Annotated in this window: 25 protein-coding genes; 9 read left to right on the top strand and 16 right to left on the bottom strand. The window is 56.7% G+C overall.

Annotated elements, in window-relative coordinates:
- Positions 1-13 precede the first annotated feature (13 nt).
- The 9 genes from recO to rpoZ all read right to left on the bottom strand — a co-directional run bounded on the left by recO (position 14) and on the right by rpoZ (position 7,956).
- On the bottom strand, positions 14-769 hold the full coding sequence (gene recO / locus ACQY4Z_RS03075) for a DNA repair protein RecO (RefSeq protein WP_428526572.1): 756 nt from the start codon (positions 767-769) through the stop codon (positions 14-16).
- Between the two features lie 61 nt (positions 770-830).
- Positions 831-1,730: a GTPase Era gene (gene era / locus ACQY4Z_RS03070; RefSeq protein ID WP_428529693.1), complete on the bottom strand. Its 900-nt coding sequence runs from the start codon at positions 1,728-1,730 to the stop codon at positions 831-833.
- 120 nt (positions 1,731-1,850) lie between these two features.
- Positions 1,851-2,558 carry a ribonuclease III gene (rnc, locus tag ACQY4Z_RS03065; protein WP_428526570.1) on the bottom strand — a complete coding sequence of 236 codons (708 nt, stop codon included), beginning with the start codon at positions 2,556-2,558 and terminating at the stop codon, positions 1,851-1,853.
- A gap of 48 nt (positions 2,559-2,606) precedes the next feature.
- Positions 2,607-3,359, bottom strand: a complete 753-nt coding sequence (gene lepB / locus ACQY4Z_RS03060; RefSeq protein ID WP_428526568.1) for a signal peptidase I — start codon at positions 3,357-3,359, stop codon at positions 2,607-2,609.
- A 113-nt stretch (positions 3,360-3,472) separates the two neighbouring features.
- Positions 3,473-3,904, bottom strand: coding sequence for a holo-ACP synthase (gene acpS / locus ACQY4Z_RS03055; protein ID WP_428526566.1), 432 nt, complete (start codon positions 3,902-3,904; stop codon positions 3,473-3,475).
- Between the two features lie 55 nt (positions 3,905-3,959).
- Complete coding sequence (locus tag ACQY4Z_RS03050) at positions 3,960-4,562, bottom strand: DUF2062 domain-containing protein (protein WP_428526564.1); 603 nt, start codon at positions 4,560-4,562, stop codon at positions 3,960-3,962.
- Positions 4,563-4,597: 35 nt separating this feature from the next.
- The gene (pyrE, locus tag ACQY4Z_RS03045) at positions 4,598-5,179 is read right to left on the bottom strand and encodes an orotate phosphoribosyltransferase (protein ID WP_008189523.1); all 582 of its coding nucleotides are present in this window, start codon (positions 5,177-5,179) and stop codon (positions 4,598-4,600) included.
- A 31-nt stretch (positions 5,180-5,210) separates the two neighbouring features.
- Positions 5,211-7,451, bottom strand: a complete 2,241-nt coding sequence (locus ACQY4Z_RS03040) for a RelA/SpoT family protein (protein WP_428526561.1) — start codon at positions 7,449-7,451, stop codon at positions 5,211-5,213.
- Positions 7,452-7,554: 103 nt separating this feature from the next.
- On the bottom strand, positions 7,555-7,956 hold the full coding sequence (gene rpoZ, locus ACQY4Z_RS03035) for a DNA-directed RNA polymerase subunit omega (protein ID WP_428526559.1): 402 nt from the start codon (positions 7,954-7,956) through the stop codon (positions 7,555-7,557).
- Between the two features lie 380 nt (positions 7,957-8,336).
- Between rpoZ and ACQY4Z_RS03030 the strand changes: the two genes are divergently transcribed.
- Both ACQY4Z_RS03030 and ACQY4Z_RS03025 read left to right on the top strand, forming a co-directional pair.
- Positions 8,337-8,927 (top strand): NYN domain-containing protein, encoded by a 591-nt coding sequence (locus tag ACQY4Z_RS03030; protein WP_428526557.1) that lies wholly within the window; start codon positions 8,337-8,339, stop codon positions 8,925-8,927.
- A gap of 10 nt (positions 8,928-8,937) precedes the next feature.
- Positions 8,938-9,597, top strand: coding sequence for a uracil-DNA glycosylase (locus ACQY4Z_RS03025; RefSeq protein WP_428526555.1), 660 nt, complete (start codon positions 8,938-8,940; stop codon positions 9,595-9,597).
- Positions 9,598-9,603: 6 nt separating this feature from the next.
- Here ACQY4Z_RS03025 and ACQY4Z_RS03020 read toward each other — a convergent pair whose 3' ends face one another.
- The 4 genes from ACQY4Z_RS03020 to hemB form a co-directional block, all read right to left on the bottom strand.
- Positions 9,604-10,383, bottom strand: a complete 780-nt coding sequence (locus ACQY4Z_RS03020) for an arginyltransferase (RefSeq protein ID WP_428526553.1) — start codon at positions 10,381-10,383, stop codon at positions 9,604-9,606.
- Between the two features lie 30 nt (positions 10,384-10,413).
- Entirely contained in the window at positions 10,414-12,252 is a 1,839-nt protein-coding gene (locus ACQY4Z_RS03015; protein WP_428526551.1) for an SLC13 family permease, read from the bottom strand.
- A gap of 155 nt (positions 12,253-12,407) precedes the next feature.
- Positions 12,408-12,923, bottom strand: a complete 516-nt coding sequence (locus ACQY4Z_RS03010; RefSeq protein ID WP_428526549.1) for an RDD family protein — start codon at positions 12,921-12,923, stop codon at positions 12,408-12,410.
- A 227-nt stretch (positions 12,924-13,150) separates the two neighbouring features.
- Positions 13,151-14,146, bottom strand: coding sequence for a porphobilinogen synthase (hemB, locus tag ACQY4Z_RS03005; RefSeq protein WP_409692110.1), 996 nt, complete (start codon positions 14,144-14,146; stop codon positions 13,151-13,153).
- A gap of 268 nt (positions 14,147-14,414) precedes the next feature.
- Here hemB and ACQY4Z_RS03000 point away from each other — a divergent pair, with 268 nt between their 5' ends.
- The 7 genes from ACQY4Z_RS03000 (at position 14,415) to ACQY4Z_RS02970 (ending at position 20,712) form a co-directional block, all read left to right on the top strand.
- Positions 14,415-15,554 carry an isobutyryl-CoA dehydrogenase gene (locus ACQY4Z_RS03000; protein WP_428526547.1) on the top strand — a complete coding sequence of 380 codons (1,140 nt, stop codon included), beginning with the start codon at positions 14,415-14,417 and terminating at the stop codon, positions 15,552-15,554.
- A gap of 54 nt (positions 15,555-15,608) precedes the next feature.
- The gene (locus ACQY4Z_RS02995; RefSeq protein ID WP_428526545.1) at positions 15,609-16,640 is read left to right on the top strand and encodes an enoyl-CoA hydratase/isomerase family protein; all 1,032 of its coding nucleotides are present in this window, start codon (positions 15,609-15,611) and stop codon (positions 16,638-16,640) included.
- A gap of 18 nt (positions 16,641-16,658) precedes the next feature.
- Positions 16,659-17,078, top strand: coding sequence for a DUF6163 family protein (locus tag ACQY4Z_RS02990; protein ID WP_133950576.1), 420 nt, complete (start codon positions 16,659-16,661; stop codon positions 17,076-17,078).
- Between the two features lie 115 nt (positions 17,079-17,193).
- On the top strand, positions 17,194-18,084 hold the full coding sequence (gene mmsB / locus ACQY4Z_RS02985) for a 3-hydroxyisobutyrate dehydrogenase (protein WP_428526542.1): 891 nt from the start codon (positions 17,194-17,196) through the stop codon (positions 18,082-18,084).
- 156 nt (positions 18,085-18,240) lie between these two features.
- A complete protein-coding gene (gene ldtR / locus ACQY4Z_RS02980; protein WP_428526540.1) occupies positions 18,241-18,756 on the top strand; it encodes a transcriptional regulator LdtR in 516 nt (171 codons plus the stop codon).
- Between the two features lie 384 nt (positions 18,757-19,140).
- Complete coding sequence (locus ACQY4Z_RS02975) at positions 19,141-20,367, top strand: L,D-transpeptidase family protein (protein WP_133950572.1); 1,227 nt, start codon at positions 19,141-19,143, stop codon at positions 20,365-20,367.
- Between the two features lie 57 nt (positions 20,368-20,424).
- Positions 20,425-20,712 (top strand): DUF6898 family protein, encoded by a 288-nt coding sequence (locus ACQY4Z_RS02970; protein WP_428526538.1) that lies wholly within the window; start codon positions 20,425-20,427, stop codon positions 20,710-20,712.
- Positions 20,713-20,788: 76 nt separating this feature from the next.
- Here ACQY4Z_RS02970 and ACQY4Z_RS02965 read toward each other — a convergent pair whose 3' ends face one another.
- From ACQY4Z_RS02965 to ACQY4Z_RS02955, 3 genes are read right to left on the bottom strand one after another with little or no spacing between them, the layout of a single operon-like run.
- A complete protein-coding gene (locus tag ACQY4Z_RS02965) occupies positions 20,789-21,610 on the bottom strand; it encodes a GGDEF domain-containing protein (protein WP_428526536.1) in 822 nt (273 codons plus the stop codon).
- Positions 21,607-22,005, bottom strand: a complete 399-nt coding sequence (locus tag ACQY4Z_RS02960; RefSeq protein ID WP_428526534.1) for a DUF1987 domain-containing protein — start codon at positions 22,003-22,005, stop codon at positions 21,607-21,609. Before ACQY4Z_RS02960 ends, ACQY4Z_RS02965 begins: the two co-directional genes overlap by 4 nt.
- Positions 22,006-22,023: 18 nt before the next feature.
- Positions 22,024-22,575, bottom strand: coding sequence for a SiaB family protein kinase (locus ACQY4Z_RS02955; protein ID WP_209173505.1), 552 nt, complete (start codon positions 22,573-22,575; stop codon positions 22,024-22,026).

The raw sequence follows: 22,575 nt of genomic DNA, 5'->3' as shown, positions 1-22,575 counted from the left end.
TCTGGGCTCAGGGTCAAAAATTCCAAGGGAATTCAGATCTGTAGCGTTTTTCTAGTGCATTCGTTAGAAGCGCGCGCGTACCACTGTCAGTGATGTTGCGCTCGCCAAGCTGCCGGTCGAGAAAGAAGCCAGTTAGCTGAAACCCTTGGGTGACGTCTTGCCAGGTCAACTCGGTCCCGGCTTGGCGCTGCCCCTCCAGCAAAAACGAGGGCAGGGGGAGCAGCTTGTCATGATAGGGACGCCCCGCCTCCCGGCTTACAGCGCGGGAAGAGCGCGGCGAGACATAGGCAAGGTCGTCGGTCGTTCCGGTCGCGGCACAGGATGTCAGATCCAGACCGGCCCCCAGTTCCTGCAGCAATTCCAGCTCAAAGCGGATCATGAGAGCGGCAGCCGCATCGCTTGCATCAAGGTGATCCAGCACAACATTCAGCGCGCTATAGATGCGCGGATAGGGATGGCGTTCTGGGAGAAGCCGGACCAATGCCGCAAGGTGTTGAACGGCAGCCAATCCAATTCCGCTGTTCATCAGGTCAGCAGCACGTGCCGTGTGTGGTTCTATCTGGAATTGCCCGAGGTGATCGGAAAGCCGGGCTTTCCAGGTGAGAGACAATTCATTGCCGGGCTGCAATGCAGGACGGTGGCGCTTTGACCGGCCACCACGAACAAGGCCGAGGTGACGGCCGCGGTCTGCGGTCATCACTTCCAGTATGACGTCGTTTTCGCCGTGTTTGCGGGTGGTTAGAACCACACCGTGTCCGCTCCATTCCAACGCGACTGTCCCTAGCTCAGGCCGACGCTAGACCGTGCCGGATTCTCGTGCAGAAGGCCAACTACTTTGGAAATTCCAGCCCCATTTCCCGGTAGCGCTCCGGATCATCGGCCCAGTTTTCACGCACCTTAACGAACAGGAACAAATGCACTGGTGCTTCGATGATGTCCGAGATCTCGCTGCGCGAGGCCTGGGAGATCTGCTTGATCGTTTGGCCCTTCTTGCCGAGCACAATGCTCTTCTGGCTGTCGCGCTCTACATAGATGGTCTGTTCGATCCGGGCTGATCCGTCTTTCTTGGTCTCCCAGCGCTCAGTCTCGACTGTAGAAATGTAAGGCAGCTCCTGATGCAAGCGTTCAAAAAGCTTCTCGCGCGTAATTTCAGCCGCAAGAATGCGCAAGGGCAGGTCGGACGGCTGGTCTTCCGGATAAAGCCATGGGCCATCCGGGATCTTTGAGGAAAAGTAGTCCAAGATCTGCTGCGTGCCGTCGCCGGTCAGCGCGGAGATCATGAAAGTTTCTTCAAACTCAATGTGTTCATTGGCCGCTTGGGCAATCTTTAATAGCTTCTCCCGATTGGCAACATCGGTCTTGTTCAGGATCAGCACCTTTGGTGCCGTCTGACCTTTGAGACGCTTGAGGATGGATTCCACCTCCTCATCGATGCCTTTCCGGGCGTCAATCAAAAGGGCGATGACATCGGCATCGCGCGCACCACCCCAAGCGGTATCGACCATGGCCCGGTCGAGCCGCCGTTTGGGCTTGAAGATCCCAGGGGTGTCGATGAATACAATCTGGGCAGTGCCGTTCATCGCCACACCGCGCACGATGGAGCGGGTGGTTTGCACCTTGTGCGTGACGATCGAGACCTTCGTGCCGACCAGCTGGTTGATCAGCGTCGATTTTCCGGCATTCGGTGCGCCGATCAGGGCGACAAAGCCGGCCTTCGTGTCTGATGGCATTGCCCCCAGAGGATCGGGCAGGGGAATATCGAAGCGGCCTTTCGGCGCTACAAACTCTGTACCTTCGTCGTCGGTCTCAAAGTCTTCAGGTTCGTTTGAGGTATCGTCGCTCAACGTCGTTCAGTCCTTCCACACGCCTTCGCGGCGCAGCACCGCTTCGGCGGCGTGTTGTTCGGCAATCCGTTTCGACCCGCCTGTTCCCTCACCGTTCTTCAGGCCCTGCACAATGACGGACACTGTAAAGCTCGGTGCGTGGTCCGGGCCTTCCCGGCTGGCAACTTCGTAGCGCGGCGTTGGCAGGCTCTTGGACTGGGCCCACTCCTGCAACGTAGTCTTTGCGTCTCTCAAAGGGCCGGTCCAGGATAGCATACGCGGCTCCCAAAGGCGCCGGACGAATGCATCTGCGGCGTCAAAGCCGCCATCGAGATAGATTGCGGCAATGATCGCTTCGCAGATATCTGCAAGGAGGGCCGTTTTCTTCCGCCCGCCGGTCTGAGCCTCTGCCTGACCGATCCGCATGGCATCACCGACGCCGAGTTCGCTGGCGATCTCCGCGCAGGTTTCGCGTTTGACCATGTGATTGAACCGGCGGGCCAGCTCGCCCTCATCTGCCTTTGGGAAATGGTGATGGAGCATGGAGGCGACCACCAGCCCGAGCACACGGTCACCAAGAAACTCAAGGCGTTGATAGCTGCCCGACACCGTGTCGGCCGGGTCAAGGGCGCTGGCATGGGTTAGCGCTACCCGGAGGAACTCCAGATCCTTGAATTCATAGGCCAGCGCCGCTTTCAACGCCGCGATGGGGTTTTGCTTTTTTTCTTTTGTCATATCGTTGGTCCGGTGACATTCACCGGACGTTGCCTATCGATGAGGGCGTCAAAGACCCTGGCCAATGCGGTCCCAACGGACCGTCCACGGCCATGTCCAGATCTGCCAGGCCGGCGTGCCGTCACCGATGGAGAAGAACAGGATCTCTGCCCGGCCGATAAAGTTTTCATAAGGAACATAGCCAACCCGGCTGAGGACACGGCTGTCGACCGAGTTGTCTCTGTTGTCACCCATCATGAAGTAATGCCCCTCCGGCACCGTGTATTCGCGAGTGTTGTCCAGTTGGCCGCGGTCCGTGATGTCCAGTGTGTCGTAGCTCACACCGTTAGGCAGTGTTTCGCGGTAGCGCGGCACCCGGCGCACGGCACCACCGGAAGATTCTTCAATATAGTCGTCGATGCGGACGCGCGGGACAGCCTCTCCGTTGATATGAACCACACCATCGATCATCTGAACCGTATCGCCTGGCAGGCCGATAACCCGCTTGATATAGTCAACGGAGGTGTTTGTCGGCAGCTTGAATACAGCGATATCGCCGCGCTCTGGTTCCGCATCCCAGACGCGGCCGGAAATCGGCGCAAGCCCAAACGGGAAGGAATAGCGCGAATAGCCGTAGCTGAACTTCGATACGAACAGGTAATCGCCGATCAACAACGTGTCCTTCATGGACCCGGAGGGAATGTTGAAGGGCTGAAAGAGAAAAGTCCGGACCACAAGGGCGATCAGAAGGGCCTGGATTATGACTTTTACGGTCTCGTAAACGCCACCTTCCTTATCTTTTCCGTTTTCGGTCACGCTCATGCTGTCCCTAAAGTTATTCTCTAAAGTCCGCCGGAGCCGGTGCCCGGATCCCGGCCACTCTTAGCCGGTTGCGGCCAGTGAAGCAATCAATAGCCAAAGCTTCGTTGTCATGCTCACGAGGAAGTTGTTGATGGGGGCTCCGGCCAGTCTTCCGGCCACGCAGAAATGACAACAAAGGCCTGCGCCAACGGAAAATCGTCGGTGATGGTCAGGTCAATGGACGCCTTGAACCCTTCCGGTACCATGGCGTTCAAGCGGTCCGAAGCGCCACCGGTGAGGCTGATTGTGGGTTTGCCGGAGGGCAGGTTGACAACACCCATTTCCCGCCAGGCGACCCCCATGCGAATTCCGCTGCCAAGTGCCTTGGAGCAGGCCTCTTTGGCAGCAAACCGCTTGGCATAGGACGCCGCCCTTTGGGCCCGGCGATCGGACTTTGCTCGTTCGATCTCTGTGAAGACCCGATTGGTGAAACGCTCCCCAAACCGCTCCAGGGTCTTTTCGATCCTGCGAATGTCGATGAGGTCACTGCCGATGCCCAAAATCATGTTTGGTCAATTCCATTCGTTCCGTTCAGGACCGATTATGTAGGGTTGAGACCGCTCAGCTGCCAGCTTCGTCGTCAAATGACCGGTGTGGGTCTGGAAAGAGCCTCTTGTTCCGGGCATCAAGTGTGACCTTCCGGCGCCGCTGATACACCTCAACGCTCTTATAGACGACAAAATACGAAACCGTGCCGAGCACCAAACCCATGGGCAAAGCACCGATGAACATCGGCTTGACCATGGGCAAAAGCGAATCGAGCGATTTGGTAAACAGTGAGCTTTGGAACTGCGCATGAACCGCGTGCGGATCAGCATCCGGGGCCTGACCATAAAGCACCCACTGACCGATCTTGTAGGTGAACGCCCAGATGAACGGGAAGGTGAGAGGGTTGCCGATCGATGTCCCCAGCGCCGATGCAATCATGTTGCCCCGAAGAAGCCACGCCAGTGCAAAAGCGGTCAGAAAGTGAAAACCGATTAGGGGCGTGCAGGACGCAAATGCACCCGCCGCAAAGCCGATAGCAATCGCATGAGGCGTTGCCGTCAACCGCAGGACACGCTTGCCGAAGTACCGCGTCGAGCGGGTCCAGCTGTGCCGCGGCCACACGGCAACCCGAAGGCGCTCGACATGTGTTGGTCTATTACGGCGGCGGAACAGCATTTGGCGGCGTTAAGTCCTCTCAATCACATTTTTATTCAGGCGAGGCCACGGCTGCCCGGCTTGACGGCCGGGAGTGCGGCAAGTTCTGGCGGCAGGTTGTCCGGCTCATAGGCCGGAACCTTGTAATCCGCCAAAGCAATCACCGGAACCCCTGCATCTGCCTCACCGCCGGACCGGTCGATCAGGCAGGCGACTGCAAGAACTTCAGCACCAAGTGCTTTCAGAGACGTTACCGTCTCGCGGCTGGACAGGCCTGTCGTGACGATATCTTCCACAATAATGACCCTCGCACCTTCCGGCATCTCGAACCGGCGCAGGCGGAACTCACCATCTTCGCGTTCAACCCACATTGCCGGAACGTCTAGATGGCGGGCGGTTTCGTAACCGGGAATAAGGCCGCCGAGCGCAGGGGAGACAACAAAATCCAAAGGTCCGAGATCCGACGCCTGGATCTTCTCAGCCAGCGCCTTGCACAGGATCTCCGTCTTGTCCGGGTACATAAAGACCCGGGCCTTTTGCAGGAAAATCGGGCTGCGAAGTCCTGATGTTAGGATGAAATGCCCTTCGAGAATTGCACCGGCGTCGCGGAAAACGGACAGCACGTCGTCACGTGTCATAAAGCGGGTCCTTTTGACTTGATCAGTCCGGTCAGCCGTTTACCCGGCTTACACTGGAGACATTCGGTTTGGAACGGAGTTGATTGATGATGCGGTTCAAGTGTTTCAAATCCCACACTTCCAAATCAATCAACATTTGATGAAAATCCGGTGCGCGTTGAAGCATTTTGACGTTATCGATATTGCCACTGTTCTCGCCAATGACCTGCGCGATCGTTGCCAGTGACCCGGGCTCGTTTGCCGCGGAGATATCAAGCCGCGCCGGAAATCGCTCCGGATTATTGACATCGATATCCCAGCGCACATCAACCCAGCGCTCAGTCTCGTCGTCATATTCTTTCAGGGCAGGCGATTGTATCGGATAGATGGTCAGCCCACCGGATGAGGTCAAGATCCCGACAATGCGATCACCGGGCACAGCACCGCCATCTGGCGCAAAGCTCACCGGGATGTCGCCGGACAAGCCCCGAATTGGCAGCGCATTGGTATCTGACCAATCATCGCCGTCCTCAACGATTGCATCGGCAAGCCCTGTTGGAGGTATGCGAAACTTGAGACCGTGGCCTTGTTTGAGGTCAAACCAGCCTTCGCCGGACGGCGGCCCGGAGATGGCCACGCGTTCATCCTGATAATCTGGATGGGCGGTTTTCAGTACGGTCTGGGCGCTGAGGTCGCCCCGGCCTACGGCGGCCAAGAGATCTGCAACGCTGTTTTGGTGATGCGTGTCTAAGACTGCCTCAAGAAGGTCTTCAGAATAACTTTTGTCGGCACGTGCAAAGGCGCGTTTGAGAATATGCTCGCCCAGCGCGCCGTATTGCTGGCGCACAGATTCCCGGGTTGCCCGGCGGATCGCGGCACGCGCTTTTCCGGTCACGGCAATCGCTTCCCAGGCTGGCGGCGGTGTTTGCGCCTGCGAGCGGATGACTTCGACCTCGTCGCCGTTGTGAAGGGCGGTTACCAGCGGCATGATCTTGCCGTTGATCTTGCAGCCGACGCAGGTGTTGCCAATGTCTGTGTGAACCGCGTACGCAAAATCGATCGGTGTGGCGCCGCGTGGTAGTGCAATCAGCCGCCCCTTGGGTGTGAAGCAGAACACCTGATCGTGGAAGAGTTCCAGTTTCGTGTTTTCAAGAAACTCTTCTGGTGTGTCCCCTTGGGCCAGAAGCTCTGTGGTCCGGCGGAGCCATTCAAACGCGCGGCAATCCTCGGTGTGATTGGCAATGTTCCGCCCACCGAATTCACCGTCCTTGTAGAGCGCATGTGCGGCAATCCCGTATTCGGCGACCCGGTCCATGTTCACTGTGCGGATTTGCAGCTCGACACGCTGGCGGGACGGGCCAACAATCGTGGTGTGCAGTGATTTGTAGTCGTTTTGCTTCGGTGTGGAGATGTAATCCTTGAACCGGCCAGGAACAGTTGGCCAGGTTGTGTGAATGACACCAAGCACCCGGTAACACGCTTCCAGAGTGCCGACCGTTACCCGGAAGCCGTAGATATCCGACAACTGTTCAAAGCCGATCGCCTTGCGTTGCATCTTGCGGAAAATGGAGTAGGGGCGCTTCTCCCGTCCCTTGACCAGCGCAGCCATACCACGTTCCGACAAGCGTTCCGTCAGTGTGGTCTCAATGTCGAGAATCAGATCCTTGTTGCGCTCTCTAAGGTCCTCAAGACGCTCGTTGATCGTCTCATAGGCTTCTGGATTGAGCGTGTGGAAGGAAATGTCCTCCAGCTCTTCCCGCATGTCATGCATGCCCATGCGGCCGGCCAGCGGCGCATAGATCTCCATGGTTTCTTCCGCGATCCGGCCGCGCTTGTGCTCTGGCATATGCTGAAGCGTGCGCATGTTGTGGAGGCGGTCGGCAAGTTTCACCAACAGGACACGCACATCGTCTGCGATGGCAAGAAGCAGTTTGCGGAAGTTTTCCGCCTGCTTGGCCTTTCGGGATACCAGATCCAGACGGCTGATCTTAGTCAGACCGTCGACAAGTTTCCCGATTTCTTCACCGAACAGAGAATCAATCTCGGCGCGGGTTGCATCCGTGTCTTCGATGGTGTCATGGAGCAAGGCGACGGCGATGGTCGCATCATCAAGGCGCAAGTCCGTCAGGATCGCCGCGACTTCCAGGGGATGTGAGAAGTAGGGGTCACCGGAGGCCCGCATCTGCGAGCCGTGCTTTTGCATGGCGTATACATAAGCCTTGTTGAGCAAGGCTTCGTCTGTATCCGGGTTGTAGCGGGTGACACGCTCAACCAATTCGTATTGACGCATCATGGCCGAGACTGACCCATGCAACCGCCAACTTACACGGCGGGACTGATAAAATGCAGCCGGAGCGCCAGGTCAGTCCAGCAACGCTCCGGCCATGAGAATGATATCAAATATCGTCGGTCCGCTCAGGCGGCACAAGACCTTCCAGGCCGCGCAGAAGGTCTTCTTCTGTCATGCGGTCGAATTCAACGGCACTGTCGTCGACGGTGTTGACCTGGGTGACCTGCTGTTGACCTGGAACAGCGACAACCGGAACAGATTCGGCTTCCGGCTCATCCACTTCAACGAACTTTTGAAGAGAGTGAATGAGGTCTTCTTTCATGTCTTCAGGGCTGACGGTCTGTTCGGCGATTTCACGCAGAGCGACAACAGGATTCTTGTCGTTGTCGCGGTCGATCGTCAACGGGGAACCACTGGAAATCATGCGAGCACGATGCGCAGCAATCAGCACCAGCTCAAACCGGTTTTCGACCTTGTCGATACAATCCTCGACGGTCACGCGCGCCATTCGACGTCTCCATAGCTTTAGTAACAAGAACTTCAAGCGTATAGTGATGCGGTTACTAAAAAGCAACCCCTTGTCGAAATTCCGGGGAGATGACGGGAATTGTGCAAAAATACAGTTATTTTCTCTATGTACGCCTGCCAAAGCCGTTGCGGCTGGGAGAGCAGATGGTGTACGCCAGTCTATAGCGCCCTATGTGTAAAACAAGGCGTTCTAGAAGAACTAAAAAGAACCTGATTGCAAACGTGGCAAAAAGAGCCGGTGGTCAGGAGTTATATGCGTTATTTTTGTTTTTGTTCCGTTCGGTTCCTTTGGTGGGAAGGATACTCGGGTCTGCGGTCATAAACCGGATGCGCATACCACTTAGAAGGGTTTCAATATAAATGTTTGATGCACGAGAAAAGGTTGCCTTGTTCATCGACGGTGCAAACTTGTATTCGACTGCCAAGGCCATCGGCTTTGACATTGACTACAAGCGTCTGCTGAAGGAATTTCAAGGCCAGGCCTATCTGTTGCGTGCCTACTATTATACGGCGCTGATTGAGGATCAGGAATATTCCTCCATCCGCCCGTTGATCGATTGGCTCGACTACAATGGCTATAAGGTCATCACGAAGCCTGTGAAGGAGTTCGTTGACAGTGCGGGACGCCGCAAGGTCAAGGGCAATATGGATATCGAGCTTGCTGTTGATGCTATGGAACTTGTGGAATCCGTTGATCACATCGTGCTCTTCTCCGGTGACGGCGATTTCCGTTCACTTGTCGAAGCGCTTCAGCGCAAGGGCCGCAAGGTCAGTGTCGTATCGACCTTGAAAACACAGCCGCCGATGATTGCCGATGATCTGCGCCGCCAGGCCGACCACTTCATCGATTTGGCAAGTCTTGCCAACAAAATCGGCCGCGATCCGGCTGAACGTCCTCAGCGTCCTCCAATGCCGGAGATCGATGACGAGGATGATGACGACGATTACTAAGAGCGGTTAGATGCCGGTCAACGATGTTCAGGCTACGCCCGTCGATCCGCCTCTGGATTGCCGGGCGTGCCCTCGTTTGGTTGAATTCCGGGAGGGCCTTCAGGCCGAGCATCCCGAATGGTTCAATGCGCCCGTTCCATCCTTTACGTCTCCAAATCCGAGATTGCTGGTCATTGGACTTGCTCCGGGCATGCGCGGTGCAAACGCGACAGGCCGGCCGTTCACCGGCGATTATGCCGGTGATCTCCTTTACAAGACCATGCTGGATTTCGGTTTCGCCGAGGGGCGGTATGAAGCGCGGCCGGATGACGGGTTGGTGCTGACTGACGCACTGATTACCAACGCTGTACGCTGCTTGCCGCCTCAGAACAAACCGACAGGACCGGAAATCAAGACCTGCCGACCATACCTTTTGTCGACGCTGGCGGCCAACCCGTCTATCCGGGCAGTCTTGGCGCTTGGCCGGATTGCACACGAGACGTTTTTGACAGCGCTGGACCTGAAGCGGGCACAATTCCCGTTTTCCCACAATGGGCGCCATGAACTCCCCAAGACGGACCTTGTCCTGTTCGACAGCTACCACTGCTCCCGGTACAACACGAATACGGGGCGGTTGACCGAAGACATGTTCCGCGATGTCTTCACGTCGATCCGTCAGCACATTCTGTAGGAAGCGTCAGTCTTTTGTTGAACCGCTGGGCCCACTCGGTGCGTCGACTGTCGTCCAGCCGTCCGGCCCGAGATGTTCTTGTGGCCGGAAGCGCGCCTTGTACGCCATCTTGACCGAGCCATCGACCCAGTAACCGAGATAGATGTAAGGCAGGCGGAGTTTCCGCGCGCGCTCGATGTGATCGAGAATCATATAGGTGCCGAGCGCGGTCTCGGTGAAGGCCGGATCGTAGAAGGAATACACCATCGACAGGCCATCGCTGAGCTGGTCGCTCAAAGCAACGCCAAGCAGCGGCCCAGTCCCGGCGCCTGTTATGAATGTATCCGGTCCGCGTTTGCGATACTCGATCACCATCGTTTCGACATGCGTATCCTCCACCATCATGGCGTAATCGAGGATACTCATCTCGGTCATGCCGCCGTCTTCGTGGCGCGCCTGCAGGTAATCGCGAAAAAGATCATATTGTTCGGCCGATGGACTCGGCGGAAGGCGGGCTCCGATCACATCCGCCCCGGATTTCCAAACCCTCTTGAGCGATTTGGTCCACTTGAAGTCGTCGACGCGAACACGCACGGAGACGCAAGCCTGGCAGTTCTCGCAGGCCGGACGATAGGCGATGTTCTGGCTGCGGCGGAAACCACCTTGTGTGAGCACTTCGTTGAGCGCAGGCGCGCCGTGGCCGACGAGATGCGTGAACACCTTGCGCTCCTGCAAACCCTCAAGATAGGGGCAGGGCGCGGGGGCAGTCAGATAAAACTGCGGATGGTCGGTCGGGTGGCGTGTCACCAGCTATTCCTACGGCGTAAAAGTCGTCCCTCACAGCCCATAGTACCATGGTGCGATCAGTGAGAAGGTCAACCATAAAACAAGCGCCAGCGGGACGCCAGCACGCAGGAAATCAGCAAAACGGTAATGTCCGGGGCCCATCACAATCAAGTTGGTTTGATATCCGACGGGCGTGGCAAACGACGTGTTCGCGGCAATGATCAGGCAGACAATAAAGGCTTCTGGCGGCTGGCCGATCTGATCAGCGAGATTGATGGCAATGGGTGTGAAGAGGACTGCGGCTGCGTTGTTCGACAGGAAGTTCGTCAGGATCATCACCATAAAGAACAAGGCGGACAGGACGACGCCAGGCGGGCTGCCGTGAAGGATGTCGGCAAGTGACATGGCAATAGCCGAGGCGCCCCCGGTGGATTCCAGGGCGACCGCCCCGGCAAGTGAGGCGCCGACCAGCATGAATATCCGGCTGTCGATGGCCCGCATGGCCTGGCGGATGTTGAGGCATCCGGAGGCGATCATGGCAAAGGTCCCGGCAACGGCCGTGGACACAATCGGTACCAGGCCTGAGGCTGCGAGCGCGACAACGCAGGCAAAAATCGCCAATGCTCTCGGCGCATAACGTTTGCGTGGAACTTCTGCCGTCGACCAATCAAGCAGCAGGACATCCCGGTTGCCACGCAGCCGCGCGATATCTTCTTCAGATCCTGCGACCAACAGAACGTCACCGGCTTCCAGGCGGATATCATTCATGGCCATGCGCGGCATGCGGCTGCGGCGCTGAATGCCCATCACAAGACAGCCGGTTTCTGTATAGAAGCCCGATTGCGGCAGCGTGCGGCCCATGAGGCGCGAAGCGGGGGCAACGACAGCTTCCGCAAGGCTGAGAGAACCATCCTGGTTTGGCATGGCCTCACGGCCGGTTACATTGGTCTCGCCCCCATCTGTTTCCATCAACGGCTGGCGCCGTGCAAGAGCATTGGCAAGTGCGGTGCGGGTGGCAGCCACGATCACCGTGTCTCCTGGTGACAGAATCACATTCTCAAAGGGTGGAAGAAGCGGCTGCTGACCCCGCTGAACCAGGCGGACGGTCATATCCTTGAGGCTTGGAAACATGCCGGAGACGGCTTCGGTGCCGACCAGGGGATGCTCATAGGTGATTTCGATCTGGGCGATGAACTGCTTGCCGGACGTTGCCTGAAACTCCTCGGCCATGGTTTTGCGATTGCGCATCAGATGCGGCATGACGAACAAAACGTAGAGGATCCCGGCACCGGCAACCATGATCCCGATTGGGGTGAAGCTGAAGAAGGTCAGCTTCAGATCCGAGGACTGCGCCGCGTAATTGGCCACCAGCAAGTTGGTGGACGAGCCAATCAGGGTGGTCATGCCGCCGAGAATTGCGATGAAGGAGAGGGGCATCAAAACCCGTGAGGCCGATTGTCCGGCTGTTGCCGCGACGGCGGTCAGGATCGGCAGAAACATCACAACCACTGGCGTGTTGTTCAAAAACGCGCTGAGGACGGCGACGGCCAGCAGGATTGGAGCAGTCGCCCATTTAGACCGGCCGCGGGTCCAGCGGACGATGGCCTTGGCCGGTCCTTCCAATGCATCTGTCTGAAAGAGGCCCTGACCGATCACAAGCAGGCAGATGACGGTGATTAGGGCCGGATTGGCAAACCCTTCCAGAAAATCACCCGTTGCAACGCGTGATCCGTCGCTGTGAAAGACCGGTATCAGCGAAAATATTACGATGAAGCTGGTGACGGATCCGAGCGCGACCGTTTCTATCGGGTAACGCTCAAGCGCATACAAGACGACGGTGGCGGTCAGGACCACAAAGGTCAACGCCATCGCGATATCAACTGAGAGCATTCACCCGCCCAGATCCTAACTGCCCATTTCTTATGGCAGTTTAGACCAGCCGCTTGAGGCTTTGGAAGGCCTCACCTTTCGAATTCACACCCGGAACGCTGCTCATATTTCATGCAGAGCGTTGAAAAAAGATCATTTTTTCTTTGAGCAAGAAATCACGCAGCAGCGGAATGCTCGCGGGTGTAGGCCCGGTGGTAGGCCGAATTGATCACCACAGTCCCCAGGATCAGGTCATGCAACAGGCGCTTGCGGTCCGAGAACAGGGATACCAGCAGCACGAACGGCGTGAGCAGGGAGATGGAAAACCAGAACAGCAACAGGTGCACGGCGGCCAGTAGCGGGTAGGGTTTTGCGCCATACCAAAGCCGCATCTCAAGACCCATCGCGCGCATGCCGATCGTGGAGGCGCTTGGTCCGCCCAGCGTAAACGCGACATAAATCAGCGCAACGGACACCGGCAGGATTGCATAAAGCAGAAAGCCGAGGCCCAGGGTGAAGACCCCAAGAATGAACACGAGAATACCCGCCCCGAGTGTCAGCAGGGTGATCACAAACGCATCGATAATGAAAGCGAAAATCCGGCGGCTGCGCACGCCCTCAAACAACTCCGGTTGCAGGAGCGGATCAAATGCGTCTTGCCTGGAGGATTGGGACGATGTGTCGGCGGACATGAAATAAGCTCTCCAATTCGTGATGAGCTGGATATGGGGATGAGAGTTGGGAAACGCAAATGCACACCGTCAGGTGTTGAACAGCAACGGCGCAAGCCTTGTTGATGAGGCTCCATATGTTAGGGATGTGGTCCCGGACTTGATCCGGGACCACCCATCCGTGGCAGGCCATTTTCCAGAGTGACCCCGGCTCGAAGGCCGGGGTGGCAATTGGCTGTTAGCAGATCTCAGTCCTTGCCCGCCAGCATCTTGGCGACGGTGGGTGCAAAATAGGTGAGAATGCCATCGGCGCCGGCGCGTTTGAAGGCGAGAAGGCTCTCCATCATGGCACGGTCGCCGTCGAGCCAGCCGTTGCCGCTCGCCGCCTTGATCATCGCGAACTCGCCGGACACCTGATAGGCGTAGGTCGGCACCTGGAACTCGTCCTTCAACCGCCGGACGATGTCCAGATACGGCATGCCGGGTTTCACCATGATCATGTCGGCGCCTTCGGCTATGTCGAGCTCTGCCTCGCGCAAGGCCTCGTCCGTGTTGGCCGGATCCATCTGATAGGTGCGTTTGTCGCCCTTCAAGGTGCCGGATGAACCGACCGCGTCGCGGAACGGGCCGTAGAATGCGGAGGCATATTTGGCGGAATACGCCATGATCTGCGTACCACGATAATCCTGAGTGTCGAGGGCCTGCCGGATGGCACCGATCCGTCCGTCCATCATGTCGGACGGGGCAATGACATCGGACCCGGCCTCGGCCTGATTGAGTGCCTGACGGCAGAGTTGATCAACGGTCTCGTCATTCAAGATGCTGTCGCCGTGCATCAGCCCGTCATGGCCGTGGCTTGTATAGGGATCCAGCGCAACATCCGTCATCAGGCCAAGGTTCAGACCTTCGCGCTTGATCGCGCGGCATGCCTGACAGGTGAGGTTTTCCGGGTTGAGGGCTTCTGAACCCGTGTCGTCGCGCAGGTCCGGGTCGGTGTACGGAAAGATCGCGATCGCCGGAATACCGAGCTCTGCCGCAAGATTTGCATCGCGCACAGCCTCGTCGACAGAAAGGCGCTCCACGCCCGGCATGGACGGGACTGGCTGGCGAATGTTTTCGCCATCCACGACGAAGATCGGCCAGATCAGATCATCCACGGTCAAGGTGTTTTCCCGGATCAGCCGGCGGGACCAGTCGGTCTGCCTGTTACGGCGCATACGGGTGCCGGCAAGCAGCGAGTCCATATGATCGGATGTGATGGGCGGAAGAGAGCGGTGGGACGGCATAAAACGGGCCTGCACTTAGGTGAGAAAATTCAGATCGGATGTCCGCCGGACATTTGTGCCACATTATCACGCAGATTTCTGACGTCCAACATTCTGTAAAATAACTGAAATTAAATACGAAAAAGAGTTTGTTTGACGTTTGCGTCAAATGTGGTTTTATGCGCGCCAGAAATCAAACACATCCTGTATGGCTAGAATCGGCCGTGCAGGTTCCCGGGAGGACATCGTGGACTTTCAACTGAACGAAGACCGGCGGGCAATTCGCGATATGGCGGCAAGCTTTGCGCGGGAAGAACTCGCACCGCACGCCGCGCAGTGGGATGAAGACAACCATTTCCCAATTCCTGTCATGCGGAAAGCGGCCGAACTCGGACTTGCCGGAATTTATGTCCGGGACGATGTCGGGGGCTCCGCTCTGACCCGTTTGGACGCAGCGCTTATCTTTGAAGAACTGTCGAAGGGTTGCACGTCGACCGCTGCGTACCTGTCGATCCACAACATGGTCGCCTGGATCATCGATACGTTCGGCAATGAAGACCTGCGCCAGAAGTTTCTGCCGAAACTCTGCACCATGGAACTCCTGACAAGCTATTGCCTGACCGAGCCGGGATCAGGCTCTGACGCCGCGGCCTTGCGGACCACAGCCAAGGATGATGGAAATCATTACATCCTTAACGGTTCCAAGGCCTTCATTTCCGGCGGCGGTGTCAGCGATCTTTATGCGGTGATGGTCCGGACCGGTGATGAAGGGCCGGGCGGGATTTCTTGCCTGCTCGTTGAAAAAGGCACACCGGGCCTCAGCTTTGGTGCGAACGAAGTGAAAATGGGCTGGAAGAGCCAGCCGACCGCGCAGGTGAACTTCCAGGATTGCCGTGTTCCAAAGTCCAACCTCATCGGTGTCGAGGGCCAAGGCTTTAAGATCGCAATGGCCGCGCTTGATGGCGGGCGCTTGAACATCGGTGCCTGCTCGATCGGCCCGGCACAGGAATGCCTCGACCAGGCGATTGCTTACATGCGGGAGCGCAAGCAGTTCGGCAAACCGCTGACGGCTTTCCAGGCGCTTCAGTTCCGCCTTGCCGATATGGCGACCGAGCTGGAGGCCGCACGCCTGCTCCTTTACAAGGCGGCAACCGAGGTGGATGCGAAAACACCGGATGCGCCGAAGTTCGCAGCCATGGCCAAGCGCCTCGCCACGGACACCGGTTTCAAGGTGGTGAACGACGCGCTTCAACTGCATGGCGGTTATGGATACTTGCGGGACTATCCGATCGAGCGGTTCTTGCGCGACGTTCGCGTGCACCAGATCCTGGAAGGCACCAATGAGGTCATGCGTTTGATCATCTCACGGCATCTCCTGAAAGACTGACCGTCTTCTCACGGCGAAAACACGACCACTTTTCCAGTTTCTTGAGGACATGCAGTGAGCGACATCCTGTTTGAAAAGCGCGGCAAGGCCGGATTTGTCACCCTCAACCGGCCGAAGGCGCTGAATGCTCTGACCCATCCGATGTGCTCTGCGCTGGCGGCTCAGCTGACCGCGTGGGCGGAGGATCCTGGCGTTGCCCATGTGGTGATCACCGGGGCCGGAGAAAAAGCATTCTGCGCCGGTGGTGACATCCGCAGCATCTATGATGCGAAGATGGCCGGCGAGATGGAGGGCCTCGGAGAGTTCTTCAAGGAAGAGTATCTCCTCAACGCGCAGATCAAGGCCTATCCCAAACCCTACATCGCTCTCATCAATGGCATCGTCATGGGCGGCGGCGTTGGTGTATCGGCCCATGGCAGCCACAGGGTTGGAACAGAAAAAACAATGTTCGCCATGCCGGAAACCGGGATTGGTTTCTTCCCGGATGTTGGCGGCACGTATTTTCTGCCGCGCATGCCAAAGAAAACCGGTGTCTATTGCGCCCTGTCCGCCGGCTGTTTAAAGCAGGGCGATGCGCTGGCAACGGGTGTACTGACCCATGCCATCAAGGAAACGGACTTGCCGGCAATAGAAGCTGAGCTCGCGGAAAGCGCCAACGTGGATGAAGTTCTTAGCCGCTATGCATTTGAGGCTGAGCCAGGACCCTTGATGGCCGCCGCGGACACCATCGAGCGCTGCTTTTCGGAAGACAGTGTGAATGAAATTTTGGCAAAACTTGACGAGAGCAGCGACGAATTCGCATTGAAGGCTGCTCAGGCGATCCGGCAAAAGTCCCCGACCAGTGTGCTGATCGCCTTTGAGCAAATGCAGCGCGGTGGGGATTTGAGTTTCAACGAGTGCATGAAACTCGAATACCGTATTGTCTCCGAAATCCTGAAAGGCTCGGAGTTCTACGAAGGTGTGCGCGCGGTGCTTGTCGACAAGGATCAGGATCCGAAATGGTCCCCCCCAAGCCTTGATCAAGTGGACAAGGAAGGCCTGGCAGCGTATTTCCGGGAACCGGCAGGCGGAGACTTGCCGCTCTAACGCACAAACGGACCGGCCATGATCACGAGCTTTCAGGACCTCTTCTATTCGCGCCCGCCCTGGAGCACCGTGCTGATCTGGTATCTGCGCGCAATGGCACTGCTTCTGATGGGCGGAGGCGTGATCTATTGGGCCCGGATCATTGGCATCGTTGAATGGCGCGGCATGTGGTTCTGGGAAATGCCGATTGCCATACAAGGTGCTGTGGTTTTCTTCGCGGTCCTTGACCTTGTGGCGGCGATCGGCCTTTGGCTGACCGTATCCTGGGGAACGGTCATGTGGATCTTCCGGTGCTTCTGCCAGATCGTCATGCACACGGCCTTTTCTGATCTCTATGGCCGCCGCCCTTATGAGATCGCTTTCTACCTTTTGACCATATTGATCTTTGCGGGGCTCACCTATCTGATGCGCCGCGAGAACCGAACGGCAACGGCTTGATGCAGAGGGTTGTGCTGGAGCCAGCTGACTCAACTTTTGAAGGGCTTGGTCCGGAGCATCAACAAGTCGGCCTATAAATCTGAAAATACGAAAAGAATTGTCACGGGAGAAAACAATGGCAACCACGGTTGGCTTTATCGGTCTTGGGAACATGGGCGGCCCGATGGCCATCAATCTTGCAAAGGCAGGGCACCGGGTCCTGGGCTTTGACATGTCGAAGGCAGCCATCGACGCTCTTGTAGCCGAAGGCGGCGAGGCGGCATCCGATGTCGCTCAACTGGCCTCTGAGGCCGATGTCATTGTGTCCATGCTCCCGGCAGGCAAGCATGTCCGTCAAGTCTACATGGGCGAAGGCGGCATCCTGGACAACGCGAAGGCCGGAACCCTTCTGATTGATTCCTCCACGATTGATGTCGACAGCGCGCGGGCGGTGAGCGCTGCGGCGGCGGAAAAGTCCATGCCAATGGTCGATGCGCCGGTTTCCGGTGGTGTTGCCGGAGCGGCTGGTGGAACGCTGACATTCATGGTCGGCGGAGAAGAAAGCGCCTTCGAAGCAGCCAAGCCCTATCTCGATATCATGGGCAAGACGATCGTCCATGCGGGCGGGGCAGGAACGGGGCAGGCAGCCAAGATCTGCAACAACATGATCTTGGGCATTTCCATGATTGGCGTCTCCGAGGCTTTTGTTCTTGCAGAGCGCCTTGGTCTCGACGCGCAAAAGCTGTTCGACATTTCCTCGACCGCATCCGGTCAGTGCTGGTCGCTGACATCCTATTGTCCGGTGCCCGGACCGCTGCCCACATCTCCTGCCAACCGTGACTACCAGCCAGGCTTTGCCGCGGGCATGATGTTGAAAGATTTAAAATTGGCTCAGGAGGCCGCGCATTCCTCAGGCGCAGCGACACCGATGGGTGCAGAAGCCGCGTCGCTCTATTCGCTCTTCTGCAACCAGGGCGGGGAATCCCTGGATTTCTCTGCTATTGTCAAATTTATCAGGGGCTCATAGTAAATCAAAGATTAAATCGGCCTCTAAAACACCTTGTGGAAGTTAATATTTGATTCAGTGTGTCTCTTAAGCGGATTTTAGAATCGCTTCTGTAGATTGTGCATCAAGGCGGGAAAATATCCGTCGAATGACAGGTACAAAAAGAGGCGCAATCACATGATCACCGCAAGTAGGGCAGTCGATGCTGTGTCGCAGGGTGAAGGGGAAGACGTGGCCATCAAGCCGCTCTACCTCGAGGCTCTTACACTTGTAGAACGTTTGCACCGGCGTTTGCTTGACGTCATCAAGGACGAATTCGATCGCATGGGCCGGTCGGATGTCAACAGCGTACAGGCGCTGTTGCTGTTCAACATTGGCGATGCCGAGCTAACTGCTGGGGAACTTCGGACCCGTGGGTACTACCTCGGTTCCAACGTGTCCTACAATCTCAAGAAACTGGTCGAAACCGGTTACATTCACCACCAACGCTCGCGCATGGACCGCCGGTCCGTCCGGGTCAGCCTGACCGACAAGGGCCAGGAAGTGGCAAAGATCGTCAACGATCTTTATGAGCGCCATATTCTGTCCGTTGAGCAGGTTGGTGAAATCGGCCCGCAAGACTTTGTTACACTGAACAAGTCGCTGCGCCGTCTCGAGCGGTTCTGGACCGACCAAATTCTATATCGCCTCTGATCAGTTCACGGCGTATCCAGATGACAAAGCACCGCCCAAGTGGCGGTGCTTTTGTTTTTGGGCACTTAATCGGCTGACAAATTCGTGATCGGCTTGCGGTCGGCCGAATCCGACATCATGTGGACACAAAGGAATGGCCTCTAGGCCGTTAAATCGTGGCGGGTGAGCAGTCTTTGAATTTGTTAACCTTGCTGCAGTACCCATAATGGTCGTTTGCCGGTAATCTACCGGCGAGGTCAACGACCGTTGAACCGGATTGACGATGAACGCGCCGGATGGCGCCTTGTACACAGCACTGTGGGGTCGGCAATGACACTTTTTTCCGCTTCGGCTGGGACAAAGTCTTCTTTCAAGTTGAACGCCAAATTTTGGAAAAACGGGCTGATGCTCCTTGGTTTGGCCGCTCCGGTGGTGGTCACGGGAGCTGCGTCTGCGCAGCAGTCTTTCCGGACTGCGGGGCAGGACCTTGAATGGGCCGACAGCTTCGATATCGCAACGGACAACATCACCGAGGTGAAGTCATACGCCCCGACCTTGTCTCCAACGACGGTCGACTACATCGGCGCTGCGATCACACGCTATCAGTCGATCGTGCAAATGGGTGGATGGGGCACGGTGGCCACGGGCGGCAAAGCTCTGCGCATCGGTATGAAAGACCCGCGCGTTGTGCAGTTGCGCCAGCGTCTGATTATTTCTGGTGATTTGGAGCAGCAATCCGGGCTCTCCGACACCTTCGATTCTTATGTTGATGCTGCCCTGCGTCGTTTCCAGCTTCGTCACGGCTTGATTCCGGACGGGGTAATGGGCGAGAGCACTGTTGAAGCGCTCAATATCCCGGCTTACGTGCGCTTGCGCCAACTTGAAACCAACCTGGTTCGGGTCCGGTCCATGTCCGGCAATCTTGGTGACCGGTATGTGATGGTGAACATTCCGGCGGCTGAGATCGAAGCCGTGGAAGATGGCCGTGTCCGTTCGCGCCATACCGCCGTCGTCGGCAAGATCGACCGACAAACACCGATCCTGAACAGCAAGATCTACGAACTGAACTTCAACCCATACTGGACCGTGCCTGTTTCCATCATCCGCAAGGATCTGATCCCGAAGATGAAGGAAGACCCGGAGTATCTGTCCCGCAACAAGATCCGCATCTTCAACTGGCGCGACAACCAGGAAGTGGCGTGGCAACAGATTGACTGGAATACGGACGAAGCGACACAGTACCGCTTCACCCAGGATCCGGGACAAGAAAACTCACTTGGGTCCGTGCGGATCAACTTCCACAACAAACACCAGGTCTATCTCCACGATACGCCGTCCAAGACCTTGTTTGGTGAAGATTACCGGTTCCACTCGTCCGGTTGCGTGCGCGTTCAAAACGTGCGGGAATTGGTGACTTGGTTGCTGCAATCCACGACACCGGATTGGGACCGCACCAAGGTCGATTCAGTCATTCGGACGGGCGAACGGGAAGATGTGAAGCTGAAGCGCTCGATCCCGCTTTACATGACTTACGTGACCGCCTGGGCGAACTCAGACGGCGTGGTTCATTTCCGCGAAGATATTTACAATCGTGATGACCTCAGCGGCACAGGCGAGCAAGCCCGCCTCTAGGAACACACGCATGTTATGAATGGTCTGGAACGCCGGTCTTGATGAGGCCGGCGTTTCGTGTCTATTGAGGCAGGAGAGGGACCTTTTGAACCAGCAAAGGATTCAGGCCGGATGAATCGCGGTCCGAGGGCGGGCGAAATCTATATCGAGTTCAGGCCGATGGGAAAGCAGGTGCAGGTCACGGCGATAGATGCTGCGACGGGCGTCGAAGTCTCGATGTTCGGCCCGTCTTCTGCTTTGCAAAGTGACTTACAAAAGCTCGCCGTCCGCAAGCTAAAACGCCGGGTCGAGCAGGTGCGTGCAGCAGAGCTTGCTAACAAGGACCGGGACCCGACACTGTATTGAAACGTGTGGTGACATTACTTTTTGTGATTTGAATACGAGATATCTGGACGGGCTTCGGCCGCGATAGTGCGTGCCGCTAGTCGACGGCTTCAGCGGTTTCCAGAAGGCGGGCCTTCGCTGTAATCACCTTGTTCCGGCCCGCGCCTTTGGCTTCATAGAGCGCGTCATCTGCATCTTTGAACAACAGATCAATGGGGTCAGCGCCGGTTTTCTTACAGGCCGGGTTGGGCCCTTCCATCGTGGCTACCCCAAAACTTGCGGTCAAAGAGAAGCTCTTGCCGTCTTCTTTGATAATTATCTCAGAAAGTGTTTTGCGCAGACGGTCCGCCAAGCCAGAGGCATTTTCAGAACTTGTTTCCGGCATTAGAAGACTGAATTCTTCACCGCCCCACCGGCACACGACATCGCTTTGGCGGAGACTGTTTTCAAGAGTGCGCGCGACAACCCGCAGCGCTTCGTCACCGGCGGCATGCCCGTAGGTATCGTTGATGGACTTGAAATGATCAATGTCCAAAAGCGCAACACTCAGCGGTGCTTCTGTCCGGCTGCGCGCTTTAAGTTCGTGATTGCAGAGTTCCAGAAAATGGCCGCGATTGAAAACCTGCGTGAGGCCGTCCGTAATCGCCTGCATGCGGAATTGCTCGGCGAGTTCCGCGCGGGCTTTGACTTCGCCTTCCAAGCGTTCCTTGACCGCGATCAGCTCCTCTTGCATCCGGTCGCAAAGGCGAACCATCCGCTTCTGGTCCTTGACTGCCCGTTTATAAGCCGTCGTGAGCGTTTTTATGAGGTCAGTCGTTTCCTCCAGGCCGTCAAGGATCGTGCTGGCATGTTCCAGCACGCGGTCTTCACTGTCGAAGAGCGTAAAATCTGAATCGGCTTTTCTGGAGCGCTCGGTCATGCGTCCTCTGTTTCCGGCCTCAAGTTGAATGTGGCATGTTCGAAGTCTTCGGCAAAGTCCTCGCCCATCTCCTCCATCATGTCGTCTTCTGGATCAAAGTACCAGTTGATGGTGATGGTCTTGCCGTCTTCAGCAGCCTCTTCCAGCATCTGAAAGAGGTTCATGATGGCTTTGGCGCTTGAGGAATTGAAATAGATGAACCGCATGTCGACCGTCAGCGCTTGTCCTTCAGAGGCAGCCACGTGTTCGGCAACGGCCTGGAACACCGGACCGAAGAAAGCGCTTGCATCTTCCGGGTAGCTTTCCCCGGACATAGACAGCGTGCCGTTTGTAGCGTCCAGATGCACTTCCGGAGAGCGCGTGGTTGCTTCGATCTTAAGAGACGTATCTGTCATTTTGTTCTCGTTCTCTCTTCAGATGAATGCTTTGAGCACGAAGAATTTGCGATTGCCTTCGATTTCATGGAAATCGAATTCCAGCGGCTGGGTGGCCCGCCGGGCGATCTCCAGAAGGCCGATAGACCCACCTTCGCTTTGCTCTTCCGGTTCTTCGCGCAACTTCGTTCGATAATGCTTGCGCAAAGTCACTTCGTCCATGCTGGCAATTTCTTCAAGACGGGTCCGCAATTGCTCGGCCTCGGAGCCGGGCACCGGGTTGCCGCAAATCACGAAGAACCGCTCATGTTCATGGCCGAAGGCAACGACGCCGCCGGAAAGACGGTCGGCCTTGGTTTCTGAGAGGAATTCCTGCTCATCAGAATACCGAATGATGTTTTGGACCTGTTCTACAAAAACAGAAAAGACCCGTTTGGCCACTTTGCTTTCGGCGTTCTTCAACTCCATTTGCTGCTTGACGGAATTGCCGAGCGATTCAAGAAGATGCTCCGAAAGATAGCCGGAGTATGCAAACAGCATTTTCCGGTCGCTGAGTTCCTGTTTGAATGAATACATGTCGTTTGCGAGCAC

The sequence above is a fragment of the Roseibium sp. genome (genome assembly GCF_965276855.1).
In the GTDB taxonomy this organism is placed as follows: domain Bacteria; phylum Pseudomonadota; class Alphaproteobacteria; order Rhizobiales; family Stappiaceae; genus Roseibium.
The sequence above is the reverse complement of the archived record's forward strand: the minus strand, read 5'-3'. Positions and strand labels throughout refer to the sequence as shown.

Excerpts from the sequence above, each read along its gene's own strand:
- era (WP_428529693.1), bottom strand. The coding sequence starts at position 1,730 with ATGCCATCAGACACGAAGGCCGGCTTTGTCGCCCTGATCGGCGCACCG.
- rnc (WP_428526570.1), bottom strand. The coding sequence starts at position 2,558 with ATGACAAAAGAAAAAAAGCAAAACCCCATCGCGGCGTTGAAAGCGGCG.
- lepB (WP_428526568.1), bottom strand. The coding sequence starts at position 3,359 with ATGAGCGTGACCGAAAACGGAAAAGATAAGGAAGGTGGCGTTTACGAG.
- acpS (WP_428526566.1), bottom strand. The coding sequence starts at position 3,904 with ATGATTTTGGGCATCGGCAGTGACCTCATCGACATTCGCAGGATCGAA.
- ACQY4Z_RS03050 (WP_428526564.1), bottom strand. The coding sequence starts at position 4,562 with ATGCTGTTCCGCCGCCGTAATAGACCAACACATGTCGAGCGCCTTCGG.
- pyrE (WP_008189523.1), bottom strand. The coding sequence starts at position 5,179 with ATGACACGTGACGACGTGCTGTCCGTTTTCCGCGACGCCGGTGCAATT.
- ACQY4Z_RS03040 (WP_428526561.1), bottom strand. The coding sequence starts at position 7,451 with ATGATGCGTCAATACGAATTGGTTGAGCGTGTCACCCGCTACAACCCG.
- rpoZ (WP_428526559.1), bottom strand. The coding sequence starts at position 7,956 with ATGGCGCGCGTGACCGTCGAGGATTGTATCGACAAGGTCGAAAACCGG.
- ACQY4Z_RS03030 (WP_428526557.1), top strand. The coding sequence starts at position 8,337 with ATGTTTGATGCACGAGAAAAGGTTGCCTTGTTCATCGACGGTGCAAAC.
- ACQY4Z_RS03025 (WP_428526555.1), top strand. The coding sequence starts at position 8,938 with ATGCCGGTCAACGATGTTCAGGCTACGCCCGTCGATCCGCCTCTGGAT.
- ACQY4Z_RS03015 (WP_428526551.1), bottom strand. The coding sequence starts at position 12,252 with ATGCTCTCAGTTGATATCGCGATGGCGTTGACCTTTGTGGTCCTGACC.
- ACQY4Z_RS03010 (WP_428526549.1), bottom strand. The coding sequence starts at position 12,923 with ATGTCCGCCGACACATCGTCCCAATCCTCCAGGCAAGACGCATTTGAT.
- hemB (WP_409692110.1), bottom strand. The coding sequence starts at position 14,146 with ATGGACTCGCTGCTTGCCGGCACCCGTATGCGCCGTAACAGGCAGACC.
- ACQY4Z_RS02990 (WP_133950576.1), top strand. The coding sequence starts at position 16,659 with ATGATCACGAGCTTTCAGGACCTCTTCTATTCGCGCCCGCCCTGGAGC.
- mmsB (WP_428526542.1), top strand. The coding sequence starts at position 17,194 with ATGGCAACCACGGTTGGCTTTATCGGTCTTGGGAACATGGGCGGCCCG.
- ldtR (WP_428526540.1), top strand. The coding sequence starts at position 18,241 with ATGATCACCGCAAGTAGGGCAGTCGATGCTGTGTCGCAGGGTGAAGGG.
- ACQY4Z_RS02975 (WP_133950572.1), top strand. The coding sequence starts at position 19,141 with ATGCTCCTTGGTTTGGCCGCTCCGGTGGTGGTCACGGGAGCTGCGTCT.
- ACQY4Z_RS02965 (WP_428526536.1), bottom strand. The coding sequence starts at position 21,610 with ATGACCGAGCGCTCCAGAAAAGCCGATTCAGATTTTACGCTCTTCGAC.
- ACQY4Z_RS02960 (WP_428526534.1), bottom strand. The coding sequence starts at position 22,005 with ATGACAGATACGTCTCTTAAGATCGAAGCAACCACGCGCTCTCCGGAA.